The organism is Microbacterium sp. Root180, from assembly GCF_001428485.1.
Classification (GTDB): domain Bacteria; phylum Actinomycetota; class Actinomycetes; order Actinomycetales; family Microbacteriaceae; genus Microbacterium.
In genome coordinates this window covers 108025-132303 of the sequence record NZ_LMHS01000002.1, presented here as the reverse complement: position 1 = coordinate 132303, position 24279 = coordinate 108025, and the positions used below count along the sequence as shown (strand labels likewise).

Genomic DNA, 24279 nt, shown 5'->3' with positions numbered 1-24279 from the left:
GTCGCTCAGCGTGCGACTACTCCTTGTCGGCAGCGGCCTTCTTCTTGGCCGGCGCCTTCTTGGCGGGTGCCTTCTTGGCAGGCTTCTCCTCGGCCGCGATCACGGCGTCGGCGTCGGCCGCGGCATCCGCGATCTCCTGCGCCTCTTCGACGACCTCGTCCTCAGCCTCGGCCTCGTCCTCGACCGCCACGAAGCCGGTCAGGTCGACGGGGTTGCCGTTGGTGTCGACGACGGTGACCTTGCCGAGCGCGACGGCGAGGGCCTTGTTGCGCGCGACCTCGCCGACCATGGCGGGCAGCTGGTTGCCCTCCTGGAGCGCGTTCACGAACTCCTGCGGCGCCATGCCGTACTGGGCGGCCGACTGGACGAGGTACTGCGTGAGCTCGTCCTGCGAGACCTGGACGTTGACGGTCTCGGCGATCTTGTCGAGCAGCATCTGCGTCTTGAACTGCTTCTCGCTCGCCTCGGCGACCTCGGCGCGGTGCACGTCGTCCTCGAGGCGACCCTCACCCTCGAGGTGGTTGTGCACCTCGTCGTCGATGAGCTGCTGCGGGACGGGGATCTCGACCTGCTCGAGCAGCTGCTCGATGAGCTTGTCGCGTGCCGCCGTGCCCTGCGTGAACACCGACTGCTCGCCGACGCGGGACTTCAGGCTGTCGCGAAGCTCGGCGATGGTGTCGAACTCGCTCGCGATCTGTGCGAAGTCGTCGTCGGCCTCAGGAAGCTCGCGCTCCTTGACGGCCTTGACGGTGACGGAGACCTCGGCTTCCTCGCCGGCGTGGTCGCCGCCGACGAGCTTCGAGCGGAACGTGGTGTCCTCACCGGCGGTGAGGGAGTCGATGGCTTCGTCGATGCCCTCGAGCAGCTCGCCCGAGCCCACCTCGTAGGAGACGCCCTCGGCGCGGTCGATCTCGGTGCCCTCGATCGCAGCGACCAGGTCGAGCTCGACGAAGTCGCCGGAGGTCGCCGGGCGGTCGACGGTCACGAGCGTGCCGAAGCGGCCGCGCAGGCGGTCGAGCTCCTCGTCGATCGCCGACTCGTCGACCTCGACGGCCTCGACCTCGACGGTCGTGCCCTCGAAGGCAGGGAGGTCGAACTCGGGACGCACGTCCACCTCGACCTGGACCTCGAGGTCGCCCGAGAAGTCCTTCTCGTTCGGCCACTCGGTGACCTCGGCGTTCGGGCGGCCCAGCACGCGCAGCTCGTTGGCCTCGACGGCCTCGCGGTAGAAGCCGTCCAGGCCCTCGCTCACGGCGTGCTCGAGCACGGCGACGCGGCCGACGCGCTGATCGATGATCGGCGCGGGGACCTTGCCCTTGCGGAAGCCGGGGATCTGCACATCCTGCGCGATGTGCTCGTACGCGTGCGCGATGCTCGGCTTGAGCTCCTCGGGCGTGACCGTGATGTGGAGCTTCACCCGGGTCGGGCTGAGCTTCTCGACGGTGCTGTTCACCATGCCTGTTCGTTCTCCTCTATCGGACCGCGCGCGGACGCGGCGGCTGAAGGTCTGGGTTTCGCGGAATCTCTGGCCGTGATGTCGGGGCGACAGGATTTGAACCTGCGACCTCCCGCTCCCAAAGCGGGCGCTCTACCAAGCTGAGCTACGCCCCGGGCGGGATCGCACGCACGCGTGCGCCTTTCGGCCCCGAGAAGTCTAGCCGACGCGCCCGGAACGAATCTCCCCGTGCACTCAGGTCCGCTCGACCCACTCCGCGCGCCACTCCGGCGCGGGGAACGGCTTGGTCCAGTACGCGGTCTCCTTCGCGATGAGCCCGTCGCTCAGCTCGAAGACGAAGACCGTCTGATACGGATCGCCGTCGCCGTAGTCGAGATCGGCCTCGAGCACCCACAGGTCGCCGTCACCGGTGAGCCGGCGCGGCGAGATGCGCGGCAGTTGCGGGAACGCGCCGTAGATCGCCCGCCGGTTCGGCGCACCGACGATCCGTTCCCCCGACTGCGGCCATTCGATGACGGCGTCCTCGCGGAAGACGTCGTCCATGCCGGCGACCTCGCCGGCGTTGAGAGTGGCGACGAGCGCCTCCACCACCTGCCTGCCTGTTCGCTCCATCGCGTGTCCTTCCCTCGTCCGCGCGTCGGGTTCGCGGGCCGGAACGGGGTGAACGCCACCATGTACTACGATTGGTCGGTGCCCGTCCGCGGGCGCACGGGGATGTAGCTCAATGGTAGAGCCTCAGTCTTCCAAACTGATGGTGCGGGTTCGATTCCCGTCATCCCCTCCACTGCCCTGAGGTGCCGCCGCACGCGGCGCCCCAGGGCATTTCGTTTCGGATGCCGCGCACGACACGATCAGCGTCCGGCGGCGCGAAGCATCTCCCGCCACTCCTCGGGGACACGCCCGCCCGGCCCCGGCGACGGCTGGGCGGCCGGCCTGCTCGTCGGAGGCATGAGGGCCGGGCCGTTCGCCCAGTCCTCCGCGACGTAATCCCACCACCAGTCCTCGCCGGGCTCGAAGCTCTGCACGAGCCGGTGGCCGGTCTCGCGCGCGTGCGCCGAAGCGTGCTGCCCGAGCGACGAGTCGCAGCATCCGACATGCCCGCACGCCGCGCAGCGGCGCAGATGCACCCACCAGCCGTTCAGGTCATCGCATTCGCGGCAGCCGGTGCCGCTGGGCGGCACGGTCACGTCGATGTCCGGCATTCCCTCCGCCGTCCTCTCCTCGCGGGGCGAACCGCTCATCCCGCCAGTGCCCGGTGCACGGATGCCACGGCGCTCGAGCCTTCGCCCACGGCCGCCGCGACACGCTTCATCGACCCGCGCCGGACGTCGCCGGCCGCGAACACCCGCGGCAGCGACGTCTCGAACGGCAGCGGCTCGCGGCCCATCCGCTGCCACTGCGCGAGCGACTGAACGGCAACATCGGTGCCGGTGCGCAGGAAGCCGTCGTCGTCGCGATCCAGCGCCGGCAGCCACGCGGTCGCGGGGTCCGCGCCGATGAAGCAGAACAGGCCCCTGGCGTCGACTTCGCCGAGGCTGTCGATCCGCACACGCTGCAGCGAGCGATCCCCGTCGAGCCCGACGACGCGAGAGCCTCGGTGCACCTGGACACGCGGCTCCTCCATCAGCCGGTCGACGAGGTAGGACGACATGCGGCTGCCGAGCTCGGTCCCGCGCACGACGAGGTGCACGGGGCATCCGTTCGCCGCGAGATACAGTGACGCCTGACCCGCCGAGTTGGCTCCGCCCACGACCACCACCGGGGACTCGCTCACCTGCCGCAGCTCGAGCTGCGTCGCGGCGTAGTAGATGCCCGCACCTTCGAAATCGGACCAGCGGTCGAGGTCGAGCCGGCGATAGGCGGCACCGGACGTGACGATCGTGGTCCGCGACCGGATGACGCGGCCGTCGGCCAGCGTGATGTCGAGAAGGTCGCCGACCGGCTCGAGCTTCACGGCCTCGCACGGCGCATAGACGCGCACGCCGAACTTGAGCGCCTGGAGGCTCGCCTGGCCGATCAGGTCGCCACCGCTCACACCGAACGGGAAGCCGAGGAAGTTCTCGATGCGCGAGGTGGATGCCGCCTGCCCGCCGGGAGCCACCGCATCCAGCAGCACAGTGGTCAGCCCCTCGGATGCCCCGTAGATGGCCGCGGCAAGTCCCGCAGGGCCGCCTCCGACGACGACGAGATCGACGACCTCGTCCCCGTCGGCCGAATAGCTCAGACCCAGCCGCTCGGCGACGATGCCCGGAGTCGCCCGCGGAATCGGCTCGCCCTGGATGTAGGCGATGGGCAGATCCTCGGTGCTCACGCCGAGCTTGGCGTGCGCACCGAGGTCGGCGGCGGTGACCTCGACGGACTTGTGCACGAGGTCGAGTCGTTCGGCGAACCGCTGCAGGGCGAGGAAGTCGCTCGACGAGGTCTGCCCAACGAACTTCAGCGTCAGGGCGGCGGGTCCGCGCCGGAGGGACTCGCGCCTCGCCCACAGGGCGTGGAGGACGATGTCGCACAGCTCGTCGTCCTCGGCCATCAACCGCCGCAGCTCCGGCCGGGAGACGCGGAGCACGCGGGTCGGCTGCGTGGCACGCGCCGAAAGGAAGGCTCCTTGGCCGTTCAAGAGGCCGAGCTCGCCGACGAAGGTCCGTGGTCCGGAGCGGGTGAGGACGGCCTCGTCGATCCAGAAGAGCGAATCCCGCACGACCTCCACCTCCCCCTTGTCGACGAGGATCAGGTCGTAGTCGCGGTCGCCCGAGCGGAACAGGTAATCGCCGGCATCCACGTCCTCGGCCACGCCGAAGCCGCGCAGGCGCTCCCATTGCTCATCGGTCAGCTCGGGTCGCTGCACAGGATCGAAGGCCGGTTCCACTGTCGGTTCCATCGCGACAAGGCTACTTCTGCGGAACGCCCGAGGGCCCGGCGGAGTCGCCCTGACTCTCCTCGAGGGCACGGATGAGCGACTGCGCGTCGTAGGGGCCGACATGGCGGCGCCCGTTGACGAACAGCGTCGGCACCGACGTGATGCCCATGGCCTCGGCATCCAGCATGTCCGCCTGCACGCGGCCGGTGGCCTCGGGGGATGTCAGGTCGCTCTCGAACCGGTCCACGTCGAGGCCGAGGTCGCGCGCGAGGCGGACGATGTCGGACGGTCGCTGGTTCTCCTGATCGGCGAAGAGGGCGCGCTCGAACTCGAAGAACTTCCCCTGCATGGCCGCGGCCTCCGCAGCCTCCGCCCCGGCGAGGGCGTTGGGATGGACGTTCGTCAGCGGAGCATGACGCCACACGTAGCGCAGCTGATCGCCGAGCACGCTATGGACCTCCTGGATGGACCCCGAAGCCTTGAGGCAGAACCCGCACTGGAAATCGCCGTACTCGACGATCGTGTAGGGCGCGTCGGGCGATCCGAACACGTGGTCGCGGCGCGGATCGACGGGGCGGGCGAGCGTGAGCCCCGTGTCCTCGCTCGGCCGCAGGGAGTCCGAGACCCGGAAGAGGATCGTGGCGATCACGAACGCGATGACCGAGGCCGCCAGCACCCCCACGCGCGCCTCGTTCTGCGCGTCCTCGTCGGAGATCGCGAGGTCGACGATGAAGAGCGAGATCGTGAACCCGATGCCGCACAGCGCAGCGCCCCCGGAGAGCCGATCGAGGGTGAGGCCCGGTCCGAACTCGCCCAGCCGGAACAGCTTCATCACGGCCGTAGATCCGAGGACGCCCACGAGCTTGCCCGCCACGAGGCCCGCGATGATGCCCCACGTGAGCGGAGAGGCGATCGCACCCGCGAGGATCTCCGGGCTCAGCACCACGCCCGCGTTCGCGAGCGCGAACAGCGGCAGGATGACGAACGCGACGTAGGGGGCGTACGCCGACTGCAGCCGCTCATTGATCGAGATCGACTCGCGCAGGCTGTTCGCCGCCGCCCGGGCGTACTCCGAGTTCGGTGACTGCCGGAACGTCCGGGCGAGCTCCAGCGCGTGCTCGACGTCGCGGCGGTCGGGCCGATAGACCGGCACGAGGAGGGCGATCGCGACGCCGGCGAGGGTCGGGTGCACGCCCGACGCGAGGAACGCCAGCCACACGATGATCGAGAGCGTCGCGTACACCGGCCCGCGCCCCGTCGGGAGATAGCGCGTGAAGTACACGCCGACGAGGCCGGCCGCGGCGATGAGCAGCGGCATCGGCGTGAAGTTCTCGGTGTAGACCAGCGCGATGATCGAGAGCGCGCCGATGTCGTCGACGACCGCCAGCGCCAGCAGGAACACGCGAAGCCTGCCGGGAGCGCGTGGGCCGACCAGAGCCAGGGCGCCGACGAGGAAGGCCGTGTCGGTGGAGATCACGACCCCCCACGCGTGCTCGTAGCCCGATCCCATCGCGACCATGACGAAGACGAGCGCGGGGAGGGCGAGACCTGCGACGGCCGCGATGACCGGCACCATGGCACGCGACCAGCTCGTGAGCTCGCCGATCGCGAACTCACGGCGCACCTCGAGCCCCACGGTGAAGAAGAAGATCGCCATGAGTGCGTCGTTCACGAGCGCATGCAGCGTGAAGTCCAGCTGGAGGTCGCCCACTCCGACCGTCAGGTGCGTCTCCCAGAACGTCTCGTACGACGCCCCGGCGATATTCGCCCACAGGATCGCGGCCGCCGTGGCCAGCAGCAGGAGCAGCGCGCCCGAGCGGCTGAGGCCCATGGCCCGGATCTTCTCGGCGATCGAGCGCCGCGTGCGCGAGCGCTCCCCTGCCGGCTCAGGCTCGGGCGGACGCGAGGTGATCGTCACATTGGTCATCACTCGAATTCTGGCACCGCAGCCGTGACAAGGGGATGACGGTGGGCAATTCGTGCCGGATCTGCCGGGACTCGGACGTGCGTGGTCAGCGGAGTAGCGTGAGGGCCATGGCCGCTCTCGATCCCGCATCCCTGGCCGCCGCTCTCGACGAGCGTGCGCGCGCCGACGCCATGAGCGGAGTCCTGTCGATCGACGTCGACGGCGCGACCGTGTTCGCCGAGGCGTACGGTCTCGCCGACCGCGCACACGGCGTAGCGAACACGATCGGCACCCGCTTCGGCATGGCGAGCTCGTGCAAAGCGTTCACGGCGCTGGCGGTCCTCTCGCTCGTGGAGGAGGGCACGCTGCGGCTCGACACCCCGGTGCGGGAGATCCTCGGCGCGGATCTCCCGCTGATCGACGACGCCGTGACGGTCGAGCACCTGCTGTCGCACATGTCCGGAATCGGCGACTACCTCGACGAGGAGGCCGATTGGGAGGTAGACGACTACGTCCTCACGGTCCCCGTGCACGAGCTCGCCACGACCGAGGCGTTCGTGCGAGCCGTGGACGGCTTCGCGCAGAAGTCCGCACCCGGCGAGCGCTTCGCGTACAACAACGGCGGCTACATCGTGCTCGCGATCGTGGCGGAGCGGGCGAGCGGCATTCCGTTCCACGACCTGGTCGCCGAGCGTGTCTTCTCCCCCGCGGGCCTCGACGCCACCGGGTATCTCAGGCTCGACGAACTCCCCGGCGATGCCGCGCTCGGCTACGTCTACGACGACCCGGCGTCGCTGCGCACCAACGTGCTCCACCTGCCGGTCCGGGGGAACGGCGACGGCGGCGCGTTCACGTCGGCGGGCGATCTCAGCCGATTCTGGCGCGCTCTGGCGGACGGACGCGTGCTTCCTGCGGCGACGGTCACCGAGATGTGGCGGCCGCGGCAGTACGACGAGTCCGAGGGCCTGCGGTACGGGCTGGGTTTCTGGCTCGACCGCGACGGACCCGGCATCGTGCTCGAGGGCTATGACGCGGGGGTATCGATCAGGTCCCGCTTCGACCCGGTCACCCGCACGACGGTGACCATCGTCTCGAACACGTCGGAGGGCGCGTGGGGCGTGGTGCGCGCCTACAGCGACCACCTCGCGGCGCTCTCGGACTGAGCCCTCAGGCGGCGATCCCCGTCTTCTCCGACGTGATCGCGCGCACGGCGGCGCGTCCGGCGCGGTTCGCTCCCACGGTCGACTGCGACGGCCCGTAGCCGATCAGGAACAGCCGGGGCTCGTCGAGCGAGCGCCCGTCCGCGACGCGGATGCCGCCCTCGGGCGTGCGCAGGCGCAGCGGAGCGAGGTGGTCGAGGGCGGGGCGGAACCCCGTGGCCCACAGGATGACGTCGGCCGCGACGAAGCTTCCGTCGGGCATGCGCACACCGTCCTCCTCGATCGAGGCGAACATCGGATGCCGCACCAGCACACCTCGCTGCTCGGCCGCGCGAGCCCACGGCGTCCAGTGCATTCCGGTCACCGAGATGACGCTCCCAGGCGGCAGCCCGCGACGCACTCTCTCCTCGACACCGGCGATCGCGGCGACGCGCGCGGGTACGTCGAACGCGGCGTCGGACCACTCCGGCTCGCGTCGGGTGACCCAGAAAGTCTCCGCGACGTGCGAGATCTCGTCGAGCAGTTGGACGGCTGAGATCCCCGCGCCGACGATGACCACCCGCTTGCCCGTGAATTCCTCGCGCGAGACGTAGTCGGCGACATGCAGCTGACGGCCTCGGAACCGCTCCTGCCCGGGGTAGCGGGGCCAGAACGGGCGCGACCACGTGCCGGTGGCGTTGACGACGTGCGAAGCGGCCCAGGTCGCGGCATCCGTCTCGACGATCAACCGGCCCGCCGGGTCCTCGTCCTCCCGCCGAACCGACCGCACGCGCACCGGCCGGACGACCTCCAGGGCGAATCGCTCCTCATAGGCGGCGAAGTACGAGGGGAGGATGTCGCGGCTCGCAGCCGCCGGGTCGGCGGCGGGCACCGGGAAGCCGGGAAGCTCGTGGATGCCGTTCACCGTCGCCATCCGGAGGGATGGCCAGCGGTGCTGCCACGCTCCGCCGGGACGCTCCTCAGCGTCCAGGACGACGAACGTGGGGACGTCGCCGATCGCCCGCCCGACCGGAACGTAGCCACGGCGCTGGAGGTGGTAGGCGGCCGAGAGCCCCGCCTGGCCGGCGCCGATCACGACGACGTCGACGGGTACCGGCTGCATGCCCGTGACAACGCCGCCCCCGCTGCCCCGATTCCCGAGCACCCACGACGAGTCGCCAAGACACGCCGGCGCCGGGACGGCGGATCGGCGTGTCTTGGCGACTCGAGTCTCGGGGAGGCTGTCAGTTGAGGCTGCGGGTGGACGCGGGGATCACGCCTCCGGCGTAGATCTCGGCGGCGACGTCCTGGAGCGCGGTGAGCGCGACGCGCTGCGGCAGGGGGCCGTACGAGATGCGCGCGACGCCGAGCGCCTCGTACTCGGTCGAGGTGAGCGATCCCGGCAGGCCGATCACGCTCACCTTGCGCTCGCCGATCCCGTCGACGAGCTGCCGAGTGACATCCGCGTCGAGGATGCCGGGCACGAACACGAGGCTCGCCCCCGCAGCGAGGTAGGCACGGCCGCGCTCGATCGCGTCGGCGATCGACTCCTCGACCGGGCGGCCACCGCCGCGCACGATCGCGTCGGTGCGGGCGTTCAGAACGAACGGAACGCCCTCCGCCTCCCCGGCGGCGACGATCGCCTCGACCGTGGCCACGGATTCCGCGAGCGGACGGAGGCGGTCCTCGACGTTCGCGCCGACGACGCCCTTTCCGATCGCGCGGCGGATCGTCTCGCCGGCGTCGCCGTGCCCGTCGTCGAGGTCTGCGGTCACCGGCAGATCACCGACGGCCTCCACGATGCGCCCGACCATGTCGAGCATCGTCTCGATCGGGATCTCGCCGTCGCGGTAACCGTAGGTGGCGGCGATCGAGTGGCCGGCGGTGGCGATCGCGCGGGTCTCGGGGAGTGCGGCGATCGTCCGCGCCGAGACGGCGTCCCAGACATTGACCACGCGAAGGATCTCGGGAGCGGCGTGCAGCCTCTCGAGGGACTGGGCTTTGTCGACCTGTGTGCTCATGCCCTCCACGCTAACGGGACGGCGTGAGCCGGGGGGCCGTCAGTCGACGATCCCGTCCAGGTACCACCAGCGGCCGCCCTGCCGGCGGAAGCGGCTCCGCTCATGCAGCTCGCCGCGCTCGCGGCCGTGGCGCCAGAGCGCCCGGAACTCGACGACTCCGCGGGTGTCATCCACACTGCCGACCTCCGCGTCGAGCACCTCGAGCGCCGTCCATCGCTGGGCCGGATCGAGCTCGACCGCATCGGGCCGCGTCCCCGGATGCCAGGTCTCCTCGAGGTAGCGCGCGTCCCCGACGACGAACGCCGTGTACCGCGATCGCATGAGGCGTTCGGCGGTAGGAGCCGCGGCGCCGCGCAGGAGCGGAGCACAGCATCCGCCGAACCGCTCGCCGGTGCCGCACGGGCACGCGGCGTCGTCGGCCGGACGAGGGAACCGCGGGTCCGGCGTCCGCGACGCGGCGGCGCCGAAAGACACGTCAGGCCTCCGCTCGCGCGGCGCAGTCCACGCATCGGCTCGCTGTCGGTCTCGCGAGAAGGCGGGCGATCGGGATGCTGCGTCCGCAGTCCGCGCAGCGTCCATCGTCACCCGCTGCACGTCGGGCGATGGCCGCGTCGACCTCGGCGAGCTCGCGCTCCGCGTCCTCGCACAGGCCTGCGAGCCGCGCCCACTCGCTCGAGAGCGTCACGCCCTCCGGGTCGTGCTCGTCATCGGCGTTGTCCGCACCTCGATCGGCACGCAGCTGCGCGATGTCGCGCTCGAGTCCGTTCAGGCGAGCCCGCGCGGACGTGCGCAGCTCGGCCAGGCGCGCGTCGCGATCATCGGGGTCGGAGGTTTCGGACGGCGGGGACATGGCCCCTCGAGCGTACGGCGTCGAGGCTGCGCAAAGGCGAGGGACAGTCCTCTCCCAGGTCCCGGTGAGATCCTGGAAGCATCTCCGCGGTCCGGCCACCCGACCGGTCGGCGGACTCCGCGACGGAGACGCTCAGCGGGACCCCTCCTCGTGCTCCCCCCAGGGCACGAGGGGCGGTCTCATCGAGTCGCCCAGAGCCGGCGGTCACGGCCCCCCACGGGATCGCCGGCTCCTTCCGCTCCGCGAGCGCGATGAACCCAGCGCACCGTGGCGCGCGCGGGCACCCCGACCGCGAGCGCGACGAAGCCACGGAGCGATCGGTCCTGACGCCCGAGAACGGTCTTGCGCTCCCACACGTCGCGCAGCGCACCGCCTCGCCGCACGAGCGGGACGCGCGGCGCGAGCAGCCCGGCCGCGCGGGCGTCGATCAGTCGCTCCGCGCGCACGGTCCAGTCGTCGTCCGCGGTGTCGTGGAAGTAGTTGTCGTCGAGCCAGGCCGCCGCGGGGCGGCGGAACCGGCGGGCGACGACGTCGTCCTCGCCGGCGAGCAGCCCGGCGTCGGCGAGCACCTCGTTGATGAGCTCGGGGCTCACTCCGAACGTGTCGAGGGCGATCACGGGGATGCCGCGTCCGACCGCTTCGATCGCCGCGGTGGAGCTCACCGTGACGAGCCCCTCGGCCGACGCCAGCGCGTGCGCCATCGAGGCGGTCGACGTGACGAGGTTCGGCGGCGATTCTCCGAGCGTCGCGAGCAGATCGGGGTAGCTGTCACGCTCGGCGTGCGTCTGCTGCTCGCCCGAGGACGCCCGCAGCTTCACCACCACACGACGCGAGGGATCGGCGGCCGCGGCTTTCTGCAGGAGCTTCGCGATCCGCAGCCGGTCCGCTCGCTCGGCGGGCACCTTGGCCTGCACCGCAAAGACGAGGTCCGTCCCGCGCGGTCCGGCCGCGACCCCGCGACGCGCGAACGGAAGGCTCGCCAGGGCGAACCTCTGCGGCATCCGCTGCTCTCGCGCCAGCGCGGTGAACTCGCGACACTCCCGGCGGGAGTGGAGCACGAACAGGTCGCACTGCGTGCGGTACGCGATGGCCTTGCGCGTCGCGGGAATCGAGATGCCCGGGAGCCCCGTCACCATCACCGGCCGAGGCGTCATCCCGGCGATCTCTCTCGCGAGCACGCGCACGAGCGGGCCTCGGGCGGCCAGGAGCACGGCGTCGGCGCCCGCGCGGCGCACCGCCGGGACGAGCTCCTCCCACGTGACGCGCGTGACCCGATCGGCGGCGAGCCCGCTGCCCGCGAGTGCCGTCGCAAGCTGCGCATCGGAGACGACCAGCGGCGTCTCGAGCACGAGGAGCGAGGCATCCCACTCCCCCTCCAGGGCGCCCACGAGCGCGGCCGCCCATTTGACATAGGAGTCGGTGTCGGCGACCGCGACGATGCGCCGCGCGGGCTTCACGCGGGAACGCGGCGCAGCTTGGCCATGGGGGCGAACTCGCCCGGGTAGACGCGCTTCACCCCGTCGCCCAGCGCTTCCTCGATCACGCGGATGTCCCGCACCAGGTGCTGCAGACCCGTCGGCTCGAGGGAGGCGGCGTGGTCCGAGCCCCACATCGTGCGGTCGAGGGTGATGTGGCGTTCGATCGCGACGGCTCCGAGGGCGATGGCGGCGAGAGAGATCTGCAGACCGCGCTCGTGACCCGAGTACCCGACCGGCACGCCGGGATAGCGGTCGCGCAGCGCGGGGATCATGCGCAGGTTGGCCTCGGCCGGCTCCATCGGATACGTCGAGGTGGCGTGCATGAGCAGAAGGTGCTCCGTGCCGAGCACGCCGATCGCGGCATCGATCTGCTCGATGGTGGACATGCCGGTCGAGAGGATGACGGTCTTGCCGGTGTCACGCAGCGCGCGAAGCAGGCCGTGGTCGGTGAGCGATGCCGAGGCGACCTTGTGCGCGCTGACGCCGAGATCCTCCAGGAACGCGACGCTCGGCTCGTCCCACGGCGAGGCGAACCATTCCAGACCGCGCAGCAGGGCGTGGTCGGAGATCTCGATGTACTGGTCTCGATCGAACTCGACGCGGCGGCGGTAGTCGAGATAGGTCATCGTGCCCCACGGCGTCTCGCGCGGGATGTCGCGCATGTGCTCGGGGGTGGCGAGCTCCGGCGTGCGCTTCTGGAACTTGACCGCGTCGGCCCCGGCATCGGCGGCCACGTCGATGAGCTGCTTCGCGAGCTCGACGTCGCCGTTGTGGTTGAGGCCGATCTCTGCGATGACGTAGGCGGGACGGCCGCCTCCGATGACACGGGTGCCGATGGTGACGGTCATGCTTTCTCCTGGGGTGTGACGAGGGGTGGAGCGGATGCTGCAGCGCGGCCCGCGAGCACACGCTCGGCGAGGTCGCGCACGGCGCCTGCGCCGCCTGGTCGGTCGAGGACGACCCGCGCGGCGGCGAGGACGAGCGGGTGCGCCTCCGGGACGGCCACGGGCCAGCCGACGAGCTCGAGGCAGCCGAGGTCGTTCACGTCGTTGCCGAGGTAGGCGATGCGCGACAGCGGGATGCTCCGCCCGGCCGCCCACGCGCGCAGCGCCTCGGCCTTATCGGACTGCCCCTGCACGACGTCGACACGCAGCTTGCCGGCGCGCGCGGTGACGACCGGATTCACCTCGGTGGACAGGATCAGCACCGGGATGCCCGCAGCGCGCAGCAGTGCGACCCCCATCCCGTCCGCCCGGCTCACCGTGACCGTCTCGGTGCCGTCCTGCGAGACGTGCACGGAGTCATCGGTGTGGACGCCGTCGAAATCGGTGACGACCGCATCCACGGCGATCGGCGCGGCGACGTCGATGAGCGGGGCGATCGCCCGCGCGAGCTGCAGCTCGCCCTCTGTGTCGATCTCGATCGCCGTGCGCCCGGGGACCTCGGCGATCCCGATGCTGCCGAAGAAGCGGTGCTGCGTTGCACGGAATCCTGCCGCGCGCACCACGTAGAACGCGCCCGTCTCGAGGTAGTGGGGGTCGCGGTCCTGCCGTCGGGGTCGCACGGCGGCGTCGTGGTTCACGGCTTCCGCCGCACACGCCGCCGAGCGCGCCCACAGGAACCCGTACGTCTCGACGGCCGAGAACACGCTGTCGCGCCGGCGCGAGCGCACGAGCTGCACGGCGTCTTCGAGTGCGGGGACGTCGATGAACGGGGAGGTCGCCTGCAGGAACGCGATCACCCCGACATCGACCTTGCGCTCCTCGAGCGTGTCGAGGGCGTGCAGAAGCGCGCTCTCGGAGCTCGCCGTGTCGCCCGAGATCTCCTCGGGCCGGACCACGATCTCAGCGCCCCACTCCTCGGCGACGGCGGCGATGTCGGCGTCGTCGGTCGTGACGACGATCCTGTCGACGGACGGGCACTGCCGTGCGGCGTCGATCGCGCGGGCGACGAGCGGGATCCCGCCGACCCGGCGAAGGTTCTTGCGGGTGACTCCCTTCGAACCCCCGCGGGCCGGGATGATCGCAACGACCTCGCTCATGCCGCCGACCCCGTCATCGCGACGGCACCGCGTCCGACGCGCAGAGTGGAGCCGGTGCCGGCGAGCACGAGCGGGAGGGTCGTCGCGGTGCTCGAGGCCAGTGTGCGGATGTCGAGCGGCCGCGTGGCTCCCGCGAGCACGAGCTCGACCGGCAGCTCGGTCTCGCGGATCGTCACGCCGGCGATCGCCGCGACCGCCGCGATCTGCTCGCGCGGCTCCCGCCGATGCGGCAGGTAGACCGCGGGGCCGTGGGATGCCGCATCGCTCACCCACGCCTGATAGTCGGTCATCGCCATGCGGCCGTCGACCGGCAGCGCACTGCCGAGCACGACACGGCGTCCCAGCTCCGCGACAGCGGGCGCCGTCGCACGGGTCCACTCGAACCGGTGACGACGGACGGTGAGGCCGCGGTCACTCAGGGCGTCGACGCGGTCCTCGCCGAGCTCGAAGGCGGTGAAGAACTCGGCTCTTCCCACGGCCGCGCGCCGCAGCACGGTCTCGTGCGCGAAGGGGGCGAGCAGGGTCGTGAGACCGCGCTCCGCGACGGCCGGCCGGGCGTACGCGCGCCGGCCGAGGAGTGCGTCGGCGTACGCGATCGCGTGCGCACCGTCATCGAGGAATGTCACGCGGTGCGGACGCAGGACGGGTGCCGCGAGCCGGAACTGCCCCGAGAAGCCGTCGCCGACGAGCCAATGGCCGTGGCGGGCCAGGAGCGAGAAGGGCACACCGAGGTACGGCTCGAGATCGCGGAAGCGCGCGCCGCGTGCGAGCAGGGCCTCCGCCGTGGCGGACATCTGAGCGGTCAGGCGCCCCGCCACCGGCACCGTGACACGGTGCGCCGCGGCCCACTCCGCCGCCCCGATCAGCTGGAGCGGGGACTCGACCCACGCGATCACGTCGTTCCGGGCCATGTCGCCTCCTGCCGCAGCCGTCTCCTCACCGTGAACGGCGAGAGTGAACGGGTTGCCGCATGGCGGACATACGGCTCGCGACGGGGAGGTGAACGGACGGTGGCTCGTCTCGCCGCGCGGCGCACCCGGGCGCGGGGGCTCGAGGGTGGCGCGGCGGCGGCGAGCACGGCAGGGTGGGCGCATGACCCGCGTCACCGCCGACATCGCCGTCTCCGCCGACGGGTACTCCGCCGGGCCGGAGCAGAGTGAGCAGCATCCGCTCGGAGTCTTCGCCGAGGACGCGCTGCACGGCTGGATGTTCCAGCATCCCGATGAGAGCCGCGCCGAACTCGACGCGATCCTCGAGGCGCGCGCCTATGTCATGGGTCGCAACATGTTCGGGCCCGTCCGCGGGGAGTGGAGCGGAGACTGGCGCGGATGGTGGGGGCCCGAGCCGCCCTACCATGCTCCCGTGTTCGTGCTCACGAATCACCCGCGGGAGCCGGTCGAGATGGAGGGCGGCACGACCTTCTTCTTCGTCACCGACGGCATCGAATCCGCGTTGGCGCAGGCCCGCGCGGCGGCGGGTGACGGCTCCGTGTCGATCGCGGGAGGGGCGACCACGCTGAACCAGTTCCTCGTCGGCGGCCACATCGACGAGCTGCGGCTGCACATCGCGCCGGTCACCCTCGGCCTGAACGGCCGCACCGACGTCGTGCGCCTGTTCGACGGCGTGCCGCCGCTGAGACTCGATCCGGTGAGCGTGCGCGCGACACCCCACGTCACGCACCTCACCTACCGTCTGCGCTGACGGCGTCGCCGGCGCGTGCCAGGATGATGCGCGTGACCGACCGCCTCATGCTGCTCGACTCCGCCAGCCTGTACTTCCGCGCGTTCTACGGCGTTCCCGACACCGTGCGCGCGCCGGACGGGACTCCCGTCAACGCCGTCCGCGGCTTCCTCGACATCATCTCGAGGCTCGTGACGACGTATCGGCCCACGCACCTCGTCGCCTGCTGGGACGACGACTGGCGGCCGCAGTGGCGCGTCGATCTCATCCCGACCTACAAGACCCACCGAGTCGCCGAGGTGGTCGCCGTCGGACCCGACGTCGAAGTGGTCCCCGACCCGCTCGAGGTGCAGGTCCCGGTGATCCGCGACGTGCTCGACGCGCTCGGCATCGTCATCGTCGGGCAGGCCGCCCACGAGGCCGACGACGTGATCGGCACCCTCGCCACGGTCGCCGACCTTCCCGTCGACATCGTCACCGGCGACCGCGATCTGTTCCAGCTCGTCGACGACGCCCGCGACGTGCGCGTGATCTACACGGCTCGCGGCATGAGCAACCTCGAGGTCGTCACGGACGCGACCGTCGTGACGAAGTACGGAGTGCTCCCCTCGCAGTACGCCGACTTCGCGACGCTGCGGGGCGACTCGTCCGACGGTCTTCCCGGCGTCGCCGGCATCGGCGAGAAGACCGCAGCAGGGCTGCTCGCGGCGCACGGCGACCTCGCCGGCATCCTCGCGGCGGCAGAGACCGGCGAGGGGATGTCCGCCGGGGTGCGGGCCAAGCTCGAGGCCGGCCGCGCGTACCTCGCCGTCGCGCCGACCGTCGTCGAGGTCGTGCGCGACCTTCCCGTTCCCGACGTCGACGCGCGGCTGCGCCCGCTCGACGAGCGGCAGAGGGCGGATGCCGCGTCGCTGGCGGAGCAGTGGGCCCTCGGCACGGCGATGACGAGAATCGTCGAGACCCTCGACCGCGTCGACGAGCGCTGAGCCCCTGCGCGCACTCCCCAGGGAGTATGCGCGACCGCTCCCCCGGTCAGACGACTCCCAGCGGGGCCCGGCGTACGATCGTGGCCATGCGCGGCCGGACGTGGGACGAGAATGCTCTGCGCTTTCGTCCTCCGCCGGGAGTGACCCTGTACGTTCCCGTCGTCGCCGCGCTGCTCATCCAGGTGCCGGCCACGATCGCCGCCTCGTGGTGGACGCGTGCGCCGATGCCGGCCGCCGCGATCAGCGTCGCCCTCGCCGCGGCATCCGCTCTCGCACTGCTCGCGGCCCGGCGCTGGCCCGGTCCGACCGTCGCGGTCGTGGCAGCCCTCACGACCGCCGACCTGCTGGTGCCCCCGGAGGCGGGACCGTCCGCTGTCGCGCTGGCGTTCGCGATCGTCGGCGCGGTGGTGCGGGGTGCGCGGGTGTGGGCACTCGTATCGGTGGGTGCCGGGTGGGTCGTCGCGATCCTGTCCGCCGGCGCGCTCGGGATGTCCTGGCCGCCCTTCCGCATCGCCCTGGCGACGGTCGGACTCGCGCTGTGCTTCGCGATCGGCGAGGGCGCCCGTGCTCGGCTGATGCACGCCTCCGAGCGTCGAGCTCAACTGGCCGAGCGAGCGCGGGCGGTCGAGCAGGAGGAGCGCACCCGCATCGCGCGCGACCTGCACGACGTGCTCGCCCACTCGCTCAGCCAGATCGCGGTGCAGTCCGGCGTGGGCCTGCACCTCTTCGATCGCGAGCCCGAGCGCGCACGCGAGGCGCTGGCGAACATCCGCGTGCTGAGCGCCACGGGTCTCGACGAGGTGCGCGGCGTGCTGTCGTTCCTGCGCGGTGATGAGGCCGGCGCGCCGGCGACCGCGCCGCTGACCCCTCAGCCGCAGCTGGCGGAGCTCCCCGCGCTCGTGCAGGCGCGATCGGGACTGGGACTCACGGTGACGCTCGAGGACCGTCTGCACGGCGAAGCGCCCTCCAGCGCCGTCCAGACCGCGGCGTACCGCATCGCACAGGAGGCGCTGACCAACGTCGTGCGGCACTCGGCCGCATCCCGCGCGGTCGTCACCGTCGCGCGCTCGGAGGACGAACTCGTCCTGACGATCGCCGACGACGGGAGCGGCATCCGTCCCGACTCCCTCGAGCGCGGCGGACTGAAGGGCATGCGCGAGCGGGCCGAGCTCGCCGACGGCACGCTCCGGGTCGACGGCGCGGAGCGCGGGACGACCGTCATCGCCCGACTGCCCTGGCGGGTGGCGAGGTGATCCGCGTGGCGCTGGCCGACGACCACCAGCTCGTCCGGGCAGGATTCCGGGCGCTGCTCGAGTCCGAACCCGGCATCGAGGTGGTCGTGGAGGCCTCGGGCGGGCAGGAGCTCCTCACGCGGCTGCGCGAGACGCCCGTCGACGTCGCACTGGTCGACATCCGGATGCCCGACGGCGACGGGCTGTGGGCGACGGAGCAGATCACGTCGGACCCCGCCCTCGCCGCCGTGCACGTCGTGATCGTGACGACATTCGAGCTCGACGAATACGTCTCGCGGGCGATCCTCGCCGGCGCCGGCGGGTTCCTCGTGAAGGACACGGAGCCCGCCGACCTCATCCGCGCCGTCCGCGCGGTCGCCGACGGGGACGCCCTGCTCTCGCCGAGCGTGACCCGACGGCTCCTAGATCGGGCGGCGACGGGCCTCCGCGAGGCGCCCGACGCGGCTCTGCTCGGCGCTCTCACGGATCGCGAAGCCGACGTCCTGCGCCTGGTCGCCGAAGGGCTGACCAATGATGAGATCGGCGCCCGCCTGCATCTGTCGCCGCTCACGGCGAAGACGCACGTGTCGCGCATCATGCAGAAACTCCATGCCCGCGACAGAGTGCGCCTCGTCGTGCTGGCGTACGAGTCCGGAATCGCGACCCCCGGCTGGCACTGAGCGGAGCTGTCGCGTACTCCGCAGGGAGCAGGCGAGATCACTCCGGCGGGCAGATTCCCGGATGCCGCTCCCGGCGTTGACTCGAGGCATCCGGTCGCCGCGCGGCGACCTCGACCGAGAGGGAACCCATGTCCGCAACGCTCGCCACCGCACTCGTGGCCACACACTTCGTCGGCCCCTGGGGCTTCGGCTGGTGGTTCGTGCTCATTCCGCTTTTCTGGATCCTCGTGTTCGTGCTGATCTTCGCGATCTTCGGACGACGCTGGCGCCGCGCGGCCGCCGAGAACGGCTACGGGCCGTACGGCCGGCGCAGTCCTGCCCGCCAGGCCGAGACGACCCTCGCGGAGCGCTTCGCGAAGGGCGACATCGACGAGACCGAGTACCGCGCACGTCTGGAGGTCCTCCGAGCGAACGCCGCCGGCTGAGCGCCGCGCGCCGATCCTGCTTCGGCGGGGTCGGCGCGCCATTTCGGCCGCGCGCCGGGGCGAGGTGCAGCGCGAGGTGCGCGAGCGACGGTCAGCGGGGGCGCCGCGTCCACTCCCGCAGCCGCTCCAGGGGCCACGTCGTGACGATCCGCTCCGCCGGCACGCCCATGCGCTCGGCACGGGCCGCGCCGTGGTCGATCAGCGACAGCTGGCCCGGCGCGTGGGCGTCCGAATCGATCGAGAACAGGCATCCGATCTCCAGCGCCATCGCGATCAGCTCGTCGGGCGGGTCCTGCCGCTCGGGGCGCGAGTTGATCTCGACCGCGACGCCGTGCGCCGCGCACGCCTCGAACACCGCGCGCGCATCGAACGTGGACTGCGGCCGCGTCCCGCGGGATCCCTCGACGAGGCGACCGGTCACATGGCCCAGGACGTCGACGTGACGGCTGGATGCCGCCTTGACCAGCCGCCGCGTCATCGGCCCCCGCTCCATGCGCAGCTTGGAGTGCGCGGACGCCACCACGATGTCGAGTTCGTCGAGGAGCTCGGGTTCCTGATCGAGTGCGCCGAAGTCGAGGATGTCCACCTCGATGCCCGACAGCAGCGTGAACCCGTCCCCGCTCATGCCCGCCACGACCCCGAGCTGCGTGCGCAGCCGCTCCGATGACAGGCCGTTCGCCACCCGCAGCCGGGGAGAGTGGTCGGTGAGCGCGAGATACTCATGGCCGAGCGCTCGCGCCGCGGCCACCATCAGGTCGATCGAGGTGAGGCCGTCCGACCACTCGCTGTGCGAGTGCAGGTCGCCGCGCAGCATGCCCCGCAGACGCGAGGCCACCTGCACGCCCGCCCGCTCCCGCAGATCCGCGAGGTAGCCCGGAACGCCGCCCGCGAGGGCCTCCTGGATGACGGCGAAGGTCGAATCGCCGACCCCCTTGCGACGGCGGAGGGATGCCGCGTCCCGCAGCTGTTCGTCGGTCAGCCCGTCGATCGCCTCGGCCGCAGCGCGGAACGCCTTCGATTTGTAGCGCGACGACCGCTCGCGCTCGAGCAGCGTCGCGATCTCGGTGAGGGCGTCGTGCGGGTTCATGCCCGACGCCCCGTCGCCCGTGCGCTCACGCGTCCGACGCCACCCCCGCGCGCCTGACCACGACCGGCACGCTCGCGAGGCGATGGATCGCCCAGCCGAACAGGATCGCCAGCACACCCATCCCGGCGGCGAACAGTGCCACGCCGTAGGCCACGATCGAGGTGAACAGCGACGCGCGCAGGAACGAGGCCTGCATCACCGTGGCGCGCACCGGGTCGTCCTGCGGCAGCTCCGCGTAGGTCTTTCCACCCGACGCCTCGAGGGCGTGGTGGTTGATGATGTCGGCCTGCACGTAGGCGGTGATGGGCCCGGTGACCTGCTGGCCCTGGAAAGCGGCTGCGTCGTCGGGGATCGTGATGTTCTCCGCGGTCAGCTGCGACGTGACGCCGATCCACGCGACGATGCCCACCACGATGAGCAGCACGCCGCCGATGATGCCGAGGATGCCGACGGCCTTCACCAGCCCGACTTTCTTCGAGGGCGCCTCGATGACGTCGGCGGTGGTCTCGATGCTGTCCTGGCTCATGTCGTCCTCCTGGGGAGTGGGCGTGTCGCCAAACTAGCGTCGCGACACGTCCCGCGTAAGCCCCCGCGCCGTGCAAAATCCGACGTCACGACGCGAGTTCGCGCGTGACCTCGATCCACCGGTCGAGGGTCGTGATCGCGGCGCCCGAATCGATCGCCGCGGCCGCGTCATCCCGCGCCTCGGCGAGTCGCTCGAGGATGGGTCGCTGCACCTGGGCGGCGTCCTGGAACAGGCGGTACGCGACCAGGCCGGCCGCAGCATTGAGGAGCACGATGTCGCGGACCGGTCCTTCCTCACCCGCGAGCACACGCCGGACCACCGCCGCGTTGTGCGCCGGATCGCCGCCGAGCAGGTCATTGATGTCGGCGAGCGGGATACCCAGATCGCGCGGATCGAGGTCGTGCTCGTGGATGTCCCCGCGGCTCACCTCCCACAGCCGGCTGTGGCCCGTGGTCGTGAGCTCGTCGAGCCCGTCGTCGCCGCGGAACACCAGCGCGGTCGCCCCACGCGTGCGGAACACGCCGGTGATGAGCGGCACACGGTCCAGGTGCGCCACGCCCACCGCGTTCGCCTCGGCACGCGCGGGGTTGCACAGCGGCCCGAGGAAGTTGAAGACCGTCGGCACGCCCAGCTCGCTGCGGGTCGGGCCGGCGTGACGGAAGCCCGGGTGGAAGGCCGCGGCGAACGCGAAGGTGATCCCGGCCCGGGGCAGGGCCGCGGCCACCGCCTCCGGCGGAAGCGTCAGGTCGACGCCGAGCGCCGCGAGGACGTCCGACGAACCCGACGACGAGCTCGCCGCCCGGTTTCCGTGCTTGACGACGGGGACTCCGGATGCCGCGGCCACCAGCGCCGACATCGTGGAGACGTTGACCGTGCCGAACCGGTCGCCACCGGTGCCGACGATGTCGAGGACAGCGGGGTCCACGCGCAGCGGCAGTGCCGCCTCGAGGATCGCATCGCGGAAGCCGACGATCTCGTCCACCGTCTCGCCCTTGGCCCGCAGCGCGACGAGGAACCCGCCCAGCTGGGAGGGCGTCGCCGACCCCGACATGATCTGCCGCATCGCCCACGTCGACTCCGAGACGCTGAGATCGCGCCGCTCCAGCAGCGTCGTGAGGATGCCCGGCCAGGTGTACAGCTCCGCCATAACGCAGAAGCCTAGCCGCGCGAGAGAATCGGAACCGTTTCGTGACACGGCATCCCGCGACAGGCGGTTCTGCGTCTTCACCACGAGTTCACGGGAGACTCGCGGCCGATGCTTAGGCTCGCCTAAGTTCCTATCCGGGCAAAGACATGCCTTCCGATGCGAAACTCGGGACTCCGAATCGGCCATAATGGGGAGCGTGACGACCTCCTCAGCGACCTACGCGCAGGCCATGCGGTCCGTCAAGCGGCCGGATCCGGTCGCCGTCGGCACCATCGTGTGGCTGGGCAGCGAGGTGATGTTCTTCGCGGGCCTGTTCGCGATCTACTTCACCCTGCGCAGCACCTCCCCCGATCTCTGGGCGCAAGAGACCCAGCTGCTCAACATCCCGTATGCGACCGTGAACACGATCATCCTCGTGCTCTCGTCGGTCACGTGCCAGATGGGCGTCTTCGCGGCCGAGCGTTTCCAGCCCTACTCGACGCGCAAGCGCGGGTGGCTCGGCTGGGGCATGGTCGAGTGGTTCTGGCTCACCTTCGCGCTGGGCGCGATCTTCGTCTCCGGCCAGGTCTGGGAGTACGCGCAGCTCGTCGCCGAGGGCATGCCCATCAGCGCGAACTCGTACGCATCGGCCTTCTATCTGACGACCGGCTTCCACGCCCTCCACGTCACGGGTGGCCTCATCGCGTTCCTCCTCGTGATCGGGCGCGCCTACGCCGTCAAGAACTTCGGGCGCAAAGAGATGACGTCCTCGATCGTCGTGTCGTACTACTGGCACTTCGTCGACGTCGTCTGGATCGCCCTGTTCCTCGTCATCTACTTCCTGAAATAAGAGCGGAGCTGATTCCCGACATGGCACGTGAGACCTCGCGCCGATCGAAGGGCCGCCGCAGCCCCTGGGCCGCCGCAGCGCTCATCGGCATCGGCCTCGTGATCACCGGCGGCGTGTACGCCGGCGCATCCGCGGCCGTCGCCGCGACCACCGCCGAGTCGACGGTCGTCACCGCCTCGACCGTGGACGACGGAAAGAAGCTCTTCCAGGCGAACTGCGCGACCTGTCACGGCCTCGACGTGCAGGGCACCGACGACGGCCCGTCGCTCTACGGCGTGGGCGAGCTCGCGGTGCACTTCCAGATGAGCACCGGACGCATGCCCCTGCAGATGCAGGGACCGCAGGCGCCGCAGAAGCCCGCCCAGTTCACCGACGAGCAGATCGCGGCGATCGGCGCCTACATCCAGAGCATCGCCCCCGGGCCGACCTTCCCCGACCCCGAGGTCCTCGACGGCGAAGGCAATGCCGGCGAGGGCGGCGAGCTGTTCCGCATCAACTGCGCGATGTGCCACAACGTGGCCGGCGCCGGCGGCGCACTCACCGAGGGCAAGTACGCTCCGGCGCTCTACGAGACATCCCCGCTCAACATGTACGCGGCCATGGTCACGGGTCCGCAGAACATGCCGGTCTTCAACGACATGACGCTGACGACCGAGGAGAAGCGCGACATCATCAGCTACCTGCTCTTCCTGCAGGACACCACGTCGCCCGGTGGCTTCACCCTGGGCTCGCTCGGCCCCGTCTCCGAGGGCCTCTTCATCTGGATCTTCGGCATCGGTGCGCTGATCGCCGTCACCGTGTGGATCACGGCGAAATCCAACTGAACCCACTGACACGCAAGAACTGACGAGGAGCAGCATGGCACACGAGGACGACCCGCTCGAGCACGAGAGGGCTTCCTGGAAGCCCTCCCCCGGGCTCGCCGTGGCGGTCACCGACCCGGTGCAGCATCCGGAGCTCCCGCCGCATCGCGAGCGGATCACCGACCAGGACCCGGCCGCGATGCGGCGTGCCGTGCGCACGGTCTACACGCTCTTCTACGTCTCGGTCGCCGGAAGCATCTGGGCGGTCGCCGCCTACATGCTCTTCCCGATCGAGAGCGGCCGGATGATCGACATCCGCAACAACAACCTCTTCATCGGCCTCGGCATCGCCCTCGCCCTGCTGGCGATCGGCATCGGCGCGATCCACTGGTCCAAGGCCGTCATGTCCGACAAGGAGTACGTCGAGCCCCGGCACGCGACCCGCGGTCGCGACACGACGCGCGCAGCGGCGATCCAGGCCTTCGCCGACGCCAACGAGGAGTCCGGCTTCGGCCGCCGCACGATGATCCGCAACTCGCTGATCGCCGCGATCGTCGCGTCCGTCGCCCCGGCCATCGTCCTGTTCCGCGGGCTCGCGCCCGAGAACACGCCGGAGCACCCGAACGGCGGCGACCCGGTGTACCTCCTGAGCCACACCATGTGGAAGGAGGGCACGCGCCTCGCGCACGACCCGAGCGGCGAGCCGATCCGCGCCGCCGACATCACCCTCGGCTCCGCCGTGCACGTGATTCCCGAGGACCTCGCCGACATCTCGCACAGCGATGGCTACCTCGAGCAGAAGGCCAAGGCGATCGTCCTCCTGATGCGCCTGCTCCCCGAGCAGCTGACCGAGGCGCCCGACAAGGCCGACTGGTCGTACGACGGCATCGTGGCGTACTCCAAGGTCTGCACGCACGTCGGCTGCCCGGTGGCCCTGTACGAGCAGCAGACCCACCACCTGCTGTGCCCCTGCCACCAGTCGCAGTTCGACGTGACCGATGCCGCGAAGGTCATCTTCGGACCCGCCGCGCGTCCGCTGCCGCAGCTGCCGATCACCGTTGACGACGAGGGCTACCTCATCGCGCGCAGCGACTTCACCGAACCCGTCGGCCCGAGCTTCTGGGAGCGTCACTGAC

The 24279-nt window shown here is 71.0% G+C and carries 25 protein-coding genes and 2 tRNA genes; 10 read left to right on the top strand and 17 right to left on the bottom strand.

Going from position 1 to position 24279, the window contains the following annotated elements:
- Positions 1 to 16: 16 nt before the first annotated feature.
- The 3 genes from tig to ASD93_RS04915 form a co-directional block, all read right to left on the bottom strand.
- Positions 17 to 1456, bottom strand: coding sequence for a trigger factor (gene tig, locus ASD93_RS04925; protein ID WP_056119572.1), 1440 nt, complete (start codon positions 1454 to 1456; stop codon positions 17 to 19).
- Between the two features lie 81 nt (positions 1457 to 1537).
- Positions 1538 to 1611 (bottom strand) — tRNA-Pro (locus ASD93_RS04920).
- A 79-nt stretch (positions 1612 to 1690) separates the two neighbouring features.
- Positions 1691 to 2068 (bottom strand): nuclear transport factor 2 family protein, encoded by a 378-nt coding sequence (locus tag ASD93_RS04915; RefSeq protein WP_056119570.1) that lies wholly within the window; start codon positions 2066 to 2068, stop codon positions 1691 to 1693.
- A 98-nt stretch (positions 2069 to 2166) separates the two neighbouring features.
- Here ASD93_RS04915 and ASD93_RS04910 point away from each other — a divergent pair.
- Positions 2167 to 2240, top strand: a tRNA-Gly gene (locus ASD93_RS04910).
- Between the two features lie 67 nt (positions 2241 to 2307).
- Here ASD93_RS04910 and ASD93_RS04905 read toward each other — a convergent pair.
- From ASD93_RS04905 to nhaA, 3 genes are read right to left on the bottom strand one after another with little or no spacing between them, the layout of a single operon-like run.
- Positions 2308 to 2658, bottom strand: coding sequence for a UBP-type zinc finger domain-containing protein (locus ASD93_RS04905; RefSeq protein ID WP_056119567.1), 351 nt, complete (start codon positions 2656 to 2658; stop codon positions 2308 to 2310).
- Positions 2659 to 2693: 35 nt separating this feature from the next.
- Positions 2694 to 4334 carry an FAD-dependent oxidoreductase gene (locus ASD93_RS04900; protein WP_056119564.1) on the bottom strand — a complete coding sequence of 547 codons (1641 nt, stop codon included), beginning with the start codon at positions 4332 to 4334 and terminating at the stop codon, positions 2694 to 2696.
- 10 nt (positions 4335 to 4344) lie between these two features.
- A complete protein-coding gene (gene nhaA / locus ASD93_RS04895; protein WP_082569184.1) occupies positions 4345 to 6240 on the bottom strand; it encodes a Na+/H+ antiporter NhaA in 1896 nt (631 codons plus the stop codon).
- Positions 6241 to 6347: 107 nt separating this feature from the next.
- Here nhaA and ASD93_RS04890 point away from each other — a divergent pair, with 107 nt between their 5' ends.
- Positions 6348 to 7382, top strand: coding sequence for a serine hydrolase domain-containing protein (locus tag ASD93_RS04890; RefSeq protein WP_056119559.1), 1035 nt, complete (start codon positions 6348 to 6350; stop codon positions 7380 to 7382).
- Positions 7383 to 7386: 4 nt separating this feature from the next.
- Here ASD93_RS04890 and ASD93_RS04885 read toward each other — a convergent pair whose 3' ends face one another.
- The 8 genes from ASD93_RS04885 to ASD93_RS04850 all read right to left on the bottom strand — a co-directional run bounded on the left by ASD93_RS04885 (position 7387) and on the right by ASD93_RS04850 (position 14659).
- Positions 7387 to 8481: an NAD(P)-binding domain-containing protein gene (locus ASD93_RS04885; RefSeq protein ID WP_056119556.1), complete on the bottom strand. Its 1095-nt coding sequence runs from the start codon at positions 8479 to 8481 to the stop codon at positions 7387 to 7389.
- Between the two features lie 121 nt (positions 8482 to 8602).
- Entirely contained in the window at positions 8603 to 9379 is a 777-nt protein-coding gene (locus ASD93_RS04880; protein ID WP_056119553.1) for an isocitrate lyase/PEP mutase family protein, read from the bottom strand.
- Positions 9380 to 9418: 39 nt separating this feature from the next.
- Positions 9419 to 9853 carry a YchJ family protein gene (locus tag ASD93_RS04875; RefSeq protein WP_056119550.1) on the bottom strand — a complete coding sequence of 145 codons (435 nt, stop codon included), beginning with the start codon at positions 9851 to 9853 and terminating at the stop codon, positions 9419 to 9421.
- Between the two features lies 1 nt (position 9854).
- Positions 9855 to 10229, bottom strand: a complete 375-nt coding sequence (locus ASD93_RS04870; protein ID WP_082569183.1) for a TraR/DksA family transcriptional regulator — start codon at positions 10227 to 10229, stop codon at positions 9855 to 9857.
- Positions 10230 to 10408: 179 nt separating this feature from the next.
- Positions 10409 to 11686: a DUF6716 putative glycosyltransferase gene (locus ASD93_RS04865; RefSeq protein WP_056119548.1), complete on the bottom strand. Its 1278-nt coding sequence runs from the start codon at positions 11684 to 11686 to the stop codon at positions 10409 to 10411.
- Positions 11683 to 12555: an N-acetylneuraminate synthase family protein gene (locus tag ASD93_RS04860; RefSeq protein WP_056119545.1), complete on the bottom strand. Its 873-nt coding sequence runs from the start codon at positions 12553 to 12555 to the stop codon at positions 11683 to 11685. The genes ASD93_RS04865 and ASD93_RS04860 overlap by 4 nt, the downstream gene beginning before the upstream one ends.
- Entirely contained in the window at positions 12552 to 13748 is a 1197-nt protein-coding gene (locus ASD93_RS04855; RefSeq protein WP_056119542.1) for an acylneuraminate cytidylyltransferase, read from the bottom strand. The genes ASD93_RS04860 and ASD93_RS04855 overlap by 4 nt, the downstream gene beginning before the upstream one ends.
- Positions 13745 to 14659, bottom strand: a complete 915-nt coding sequence (locus tag ASD93_RS04850) for a hypothetical protein (RefSeq protein WP_056119538.1) — start codon at positions 14657 to 14659, stop codon at positions 13745 to 13747. The genes ASD93_RS04855 and ASD93_RS04850 overlap by 4 nt, the downstream gene beginning before the upstream one ends.
- A gap of 181 nt (positions 14660 to 14840) precedes the next feature.
- Here ASD93_RS04850 and ASD93_RS04845 point away from each other — a divergent pair, with 181 nt between their 5' ends.
- The 5 genes from ASD93_RS04845 to ASD93_RS04825 all read left to right on the top strand — a co-directional run bounded on the left by ASD93_RS04845 (position 14841) and on the right by ASD93_RS04825 (position 18751).
- Positions 14841 to 15449, top strand: coding sequence for a dihydrofolate reductase family protein (locus ASD93_RS04845; RefSeq protein WP_056119535.1), 609 nt, complete (start codon positions 14841 to 14843; stop codon positions 15447 to 15449).
- Positions 15450 to 15481: 32 nt separating this feature from the next.
- Positions 15482 to 16414 (top strand): 5'-3' exonuclease, encoded by a 933-nt coding sequence (locus ASD93_RS04840; RefSeq protein WP_056120884.1) that lies wholly within the window; start codon positions 15482 to 15484, stop codon positions 16412 to 16414.
- Between the two features lie 86 nt (positions 16415 to 16500).
- The gene (locus ASD93_RS04835; RefSeq protein WP_162253379.1) at positions 16501 to 17667 is read left to right on the top strand and encodes a sensor histidine kinase; all 1167 of its coding nucleotides are present in this window, start codon (positions 16501 to 16503) and stop codon (positions 17665 to 17667) included.
- A complete protein-coding gene (locus tag ASD93_RS04830) occupies positions 17664 to 18326 on the top strand; it encodes a response regulator transcription factor (protein ID WP_056119528.1) in 663 nt (220 codons plus the stop codon). The genes ASD93_RS04835 and ASD93_RS04830 overlap by 4 nt, the downstream gene beginning before the upstream one ends.
- A gap of 128 nt (positions 18327 to 18454) precedes the next feature.
- Complete coding sequence (locus ASD93_RS04825) at positions 18455 to 18751, top strand: SHOCT domain-containing protein (protein ID WP_056119512.1); 297 nt, start codon at positions 18455 to 18457, stop codon at positions 18749 to 18751.
- Positions 18752 to 18842: 91 nt separating this feature from the next.
- On the opposite strand, the gene ASD93_RS04820 is transcribed toward ASD93_RS04825, so the two are convergent.
- From ASD93_RS04820 to trpD, 3 genes are all read right to left on the bottom strand, one after another.
- Positions 18843 to 19838, bottom strand: coding sequence for a PHP domain-containing protein (locus tag ASD93_RS04820; RefSeq protein ID WP_056119502.1), 996 nt, complete (start codon positions 19836 to 19838; stop codon positions 18843 to 18845).
- 25 nt (positions 19839 to 19863) lie between these two features.
- Positions 19864 to 20364: a hypothetical protein gene (locus ASD93_RS04815; RefSeq protein ID WP_056119498.1), complete on the bottom strand. Its 501-nt coding sequence runs from the start codon at positions 20362 to 20364 to the stop codon at positions 19864 to 19866.
- An 85-nt stretch (positions 20365 to 20449) separates the two neighbouring features.
- The gene (gene trpD / locus ASD93_RS04810; RefSeq protein WP_056119495.1) at positions 20450 to 21511 is read right to left on the bottom strand and encodes an anthranilate phosphoribosyltransferase; all 1062 of its coding nucleotides are present in this window, start codon (positions 21509 to 21511) and stop codon (positions 20450 to 20452) included.
- Between the two features lie 187 nt (positions 21512 to 21698).
- On the opposite strand from trpD, the gene ASD93_RS04805 reads away from it, so the two are divergent.
- From ASD93_RS04805 to ASD93_RS04795, 3 genes are read left to right on the top strand one after another with little or no spacing between them, the layout of a single operon-like run.
- Positions 21699 to 22340: a heme-copper oxidase subunit III gene (locus ASD93_RS04805; RefSeq protein WP_056119492.1), complete on the top strand. Its 642-nt coding sequence runs from the start codon at positions 21699 to 21701 to the stop codon at positions 22338 to 22340.
- Between the two features lie 20 nt (positions 22341 to 22360).
- Positions 22361 to 23164 (top strand): cytochrome c, encoded by an 804-nt coding sequence (locus ASD93_RS04800; RefSeq protein WP_056119489.1) that lies wholly within the window; start codon positions 22361 to 22363, stop codon positions 23162 to 23164.
- A 34-nt stretch (positions 23165 to 23198) separates the two neighbouring features.
- Entirely contained in the window at positions 23199 to 24278 is a 1080-nt protein-coding gene (locus ASD93_RS04795) for a ubiquinol-cytochrome c reductase iron-sulfur subunit (protein WP_056119486.1), read from the top strand.
- Position 24279 lies beyond the last annotated feature (1 nt).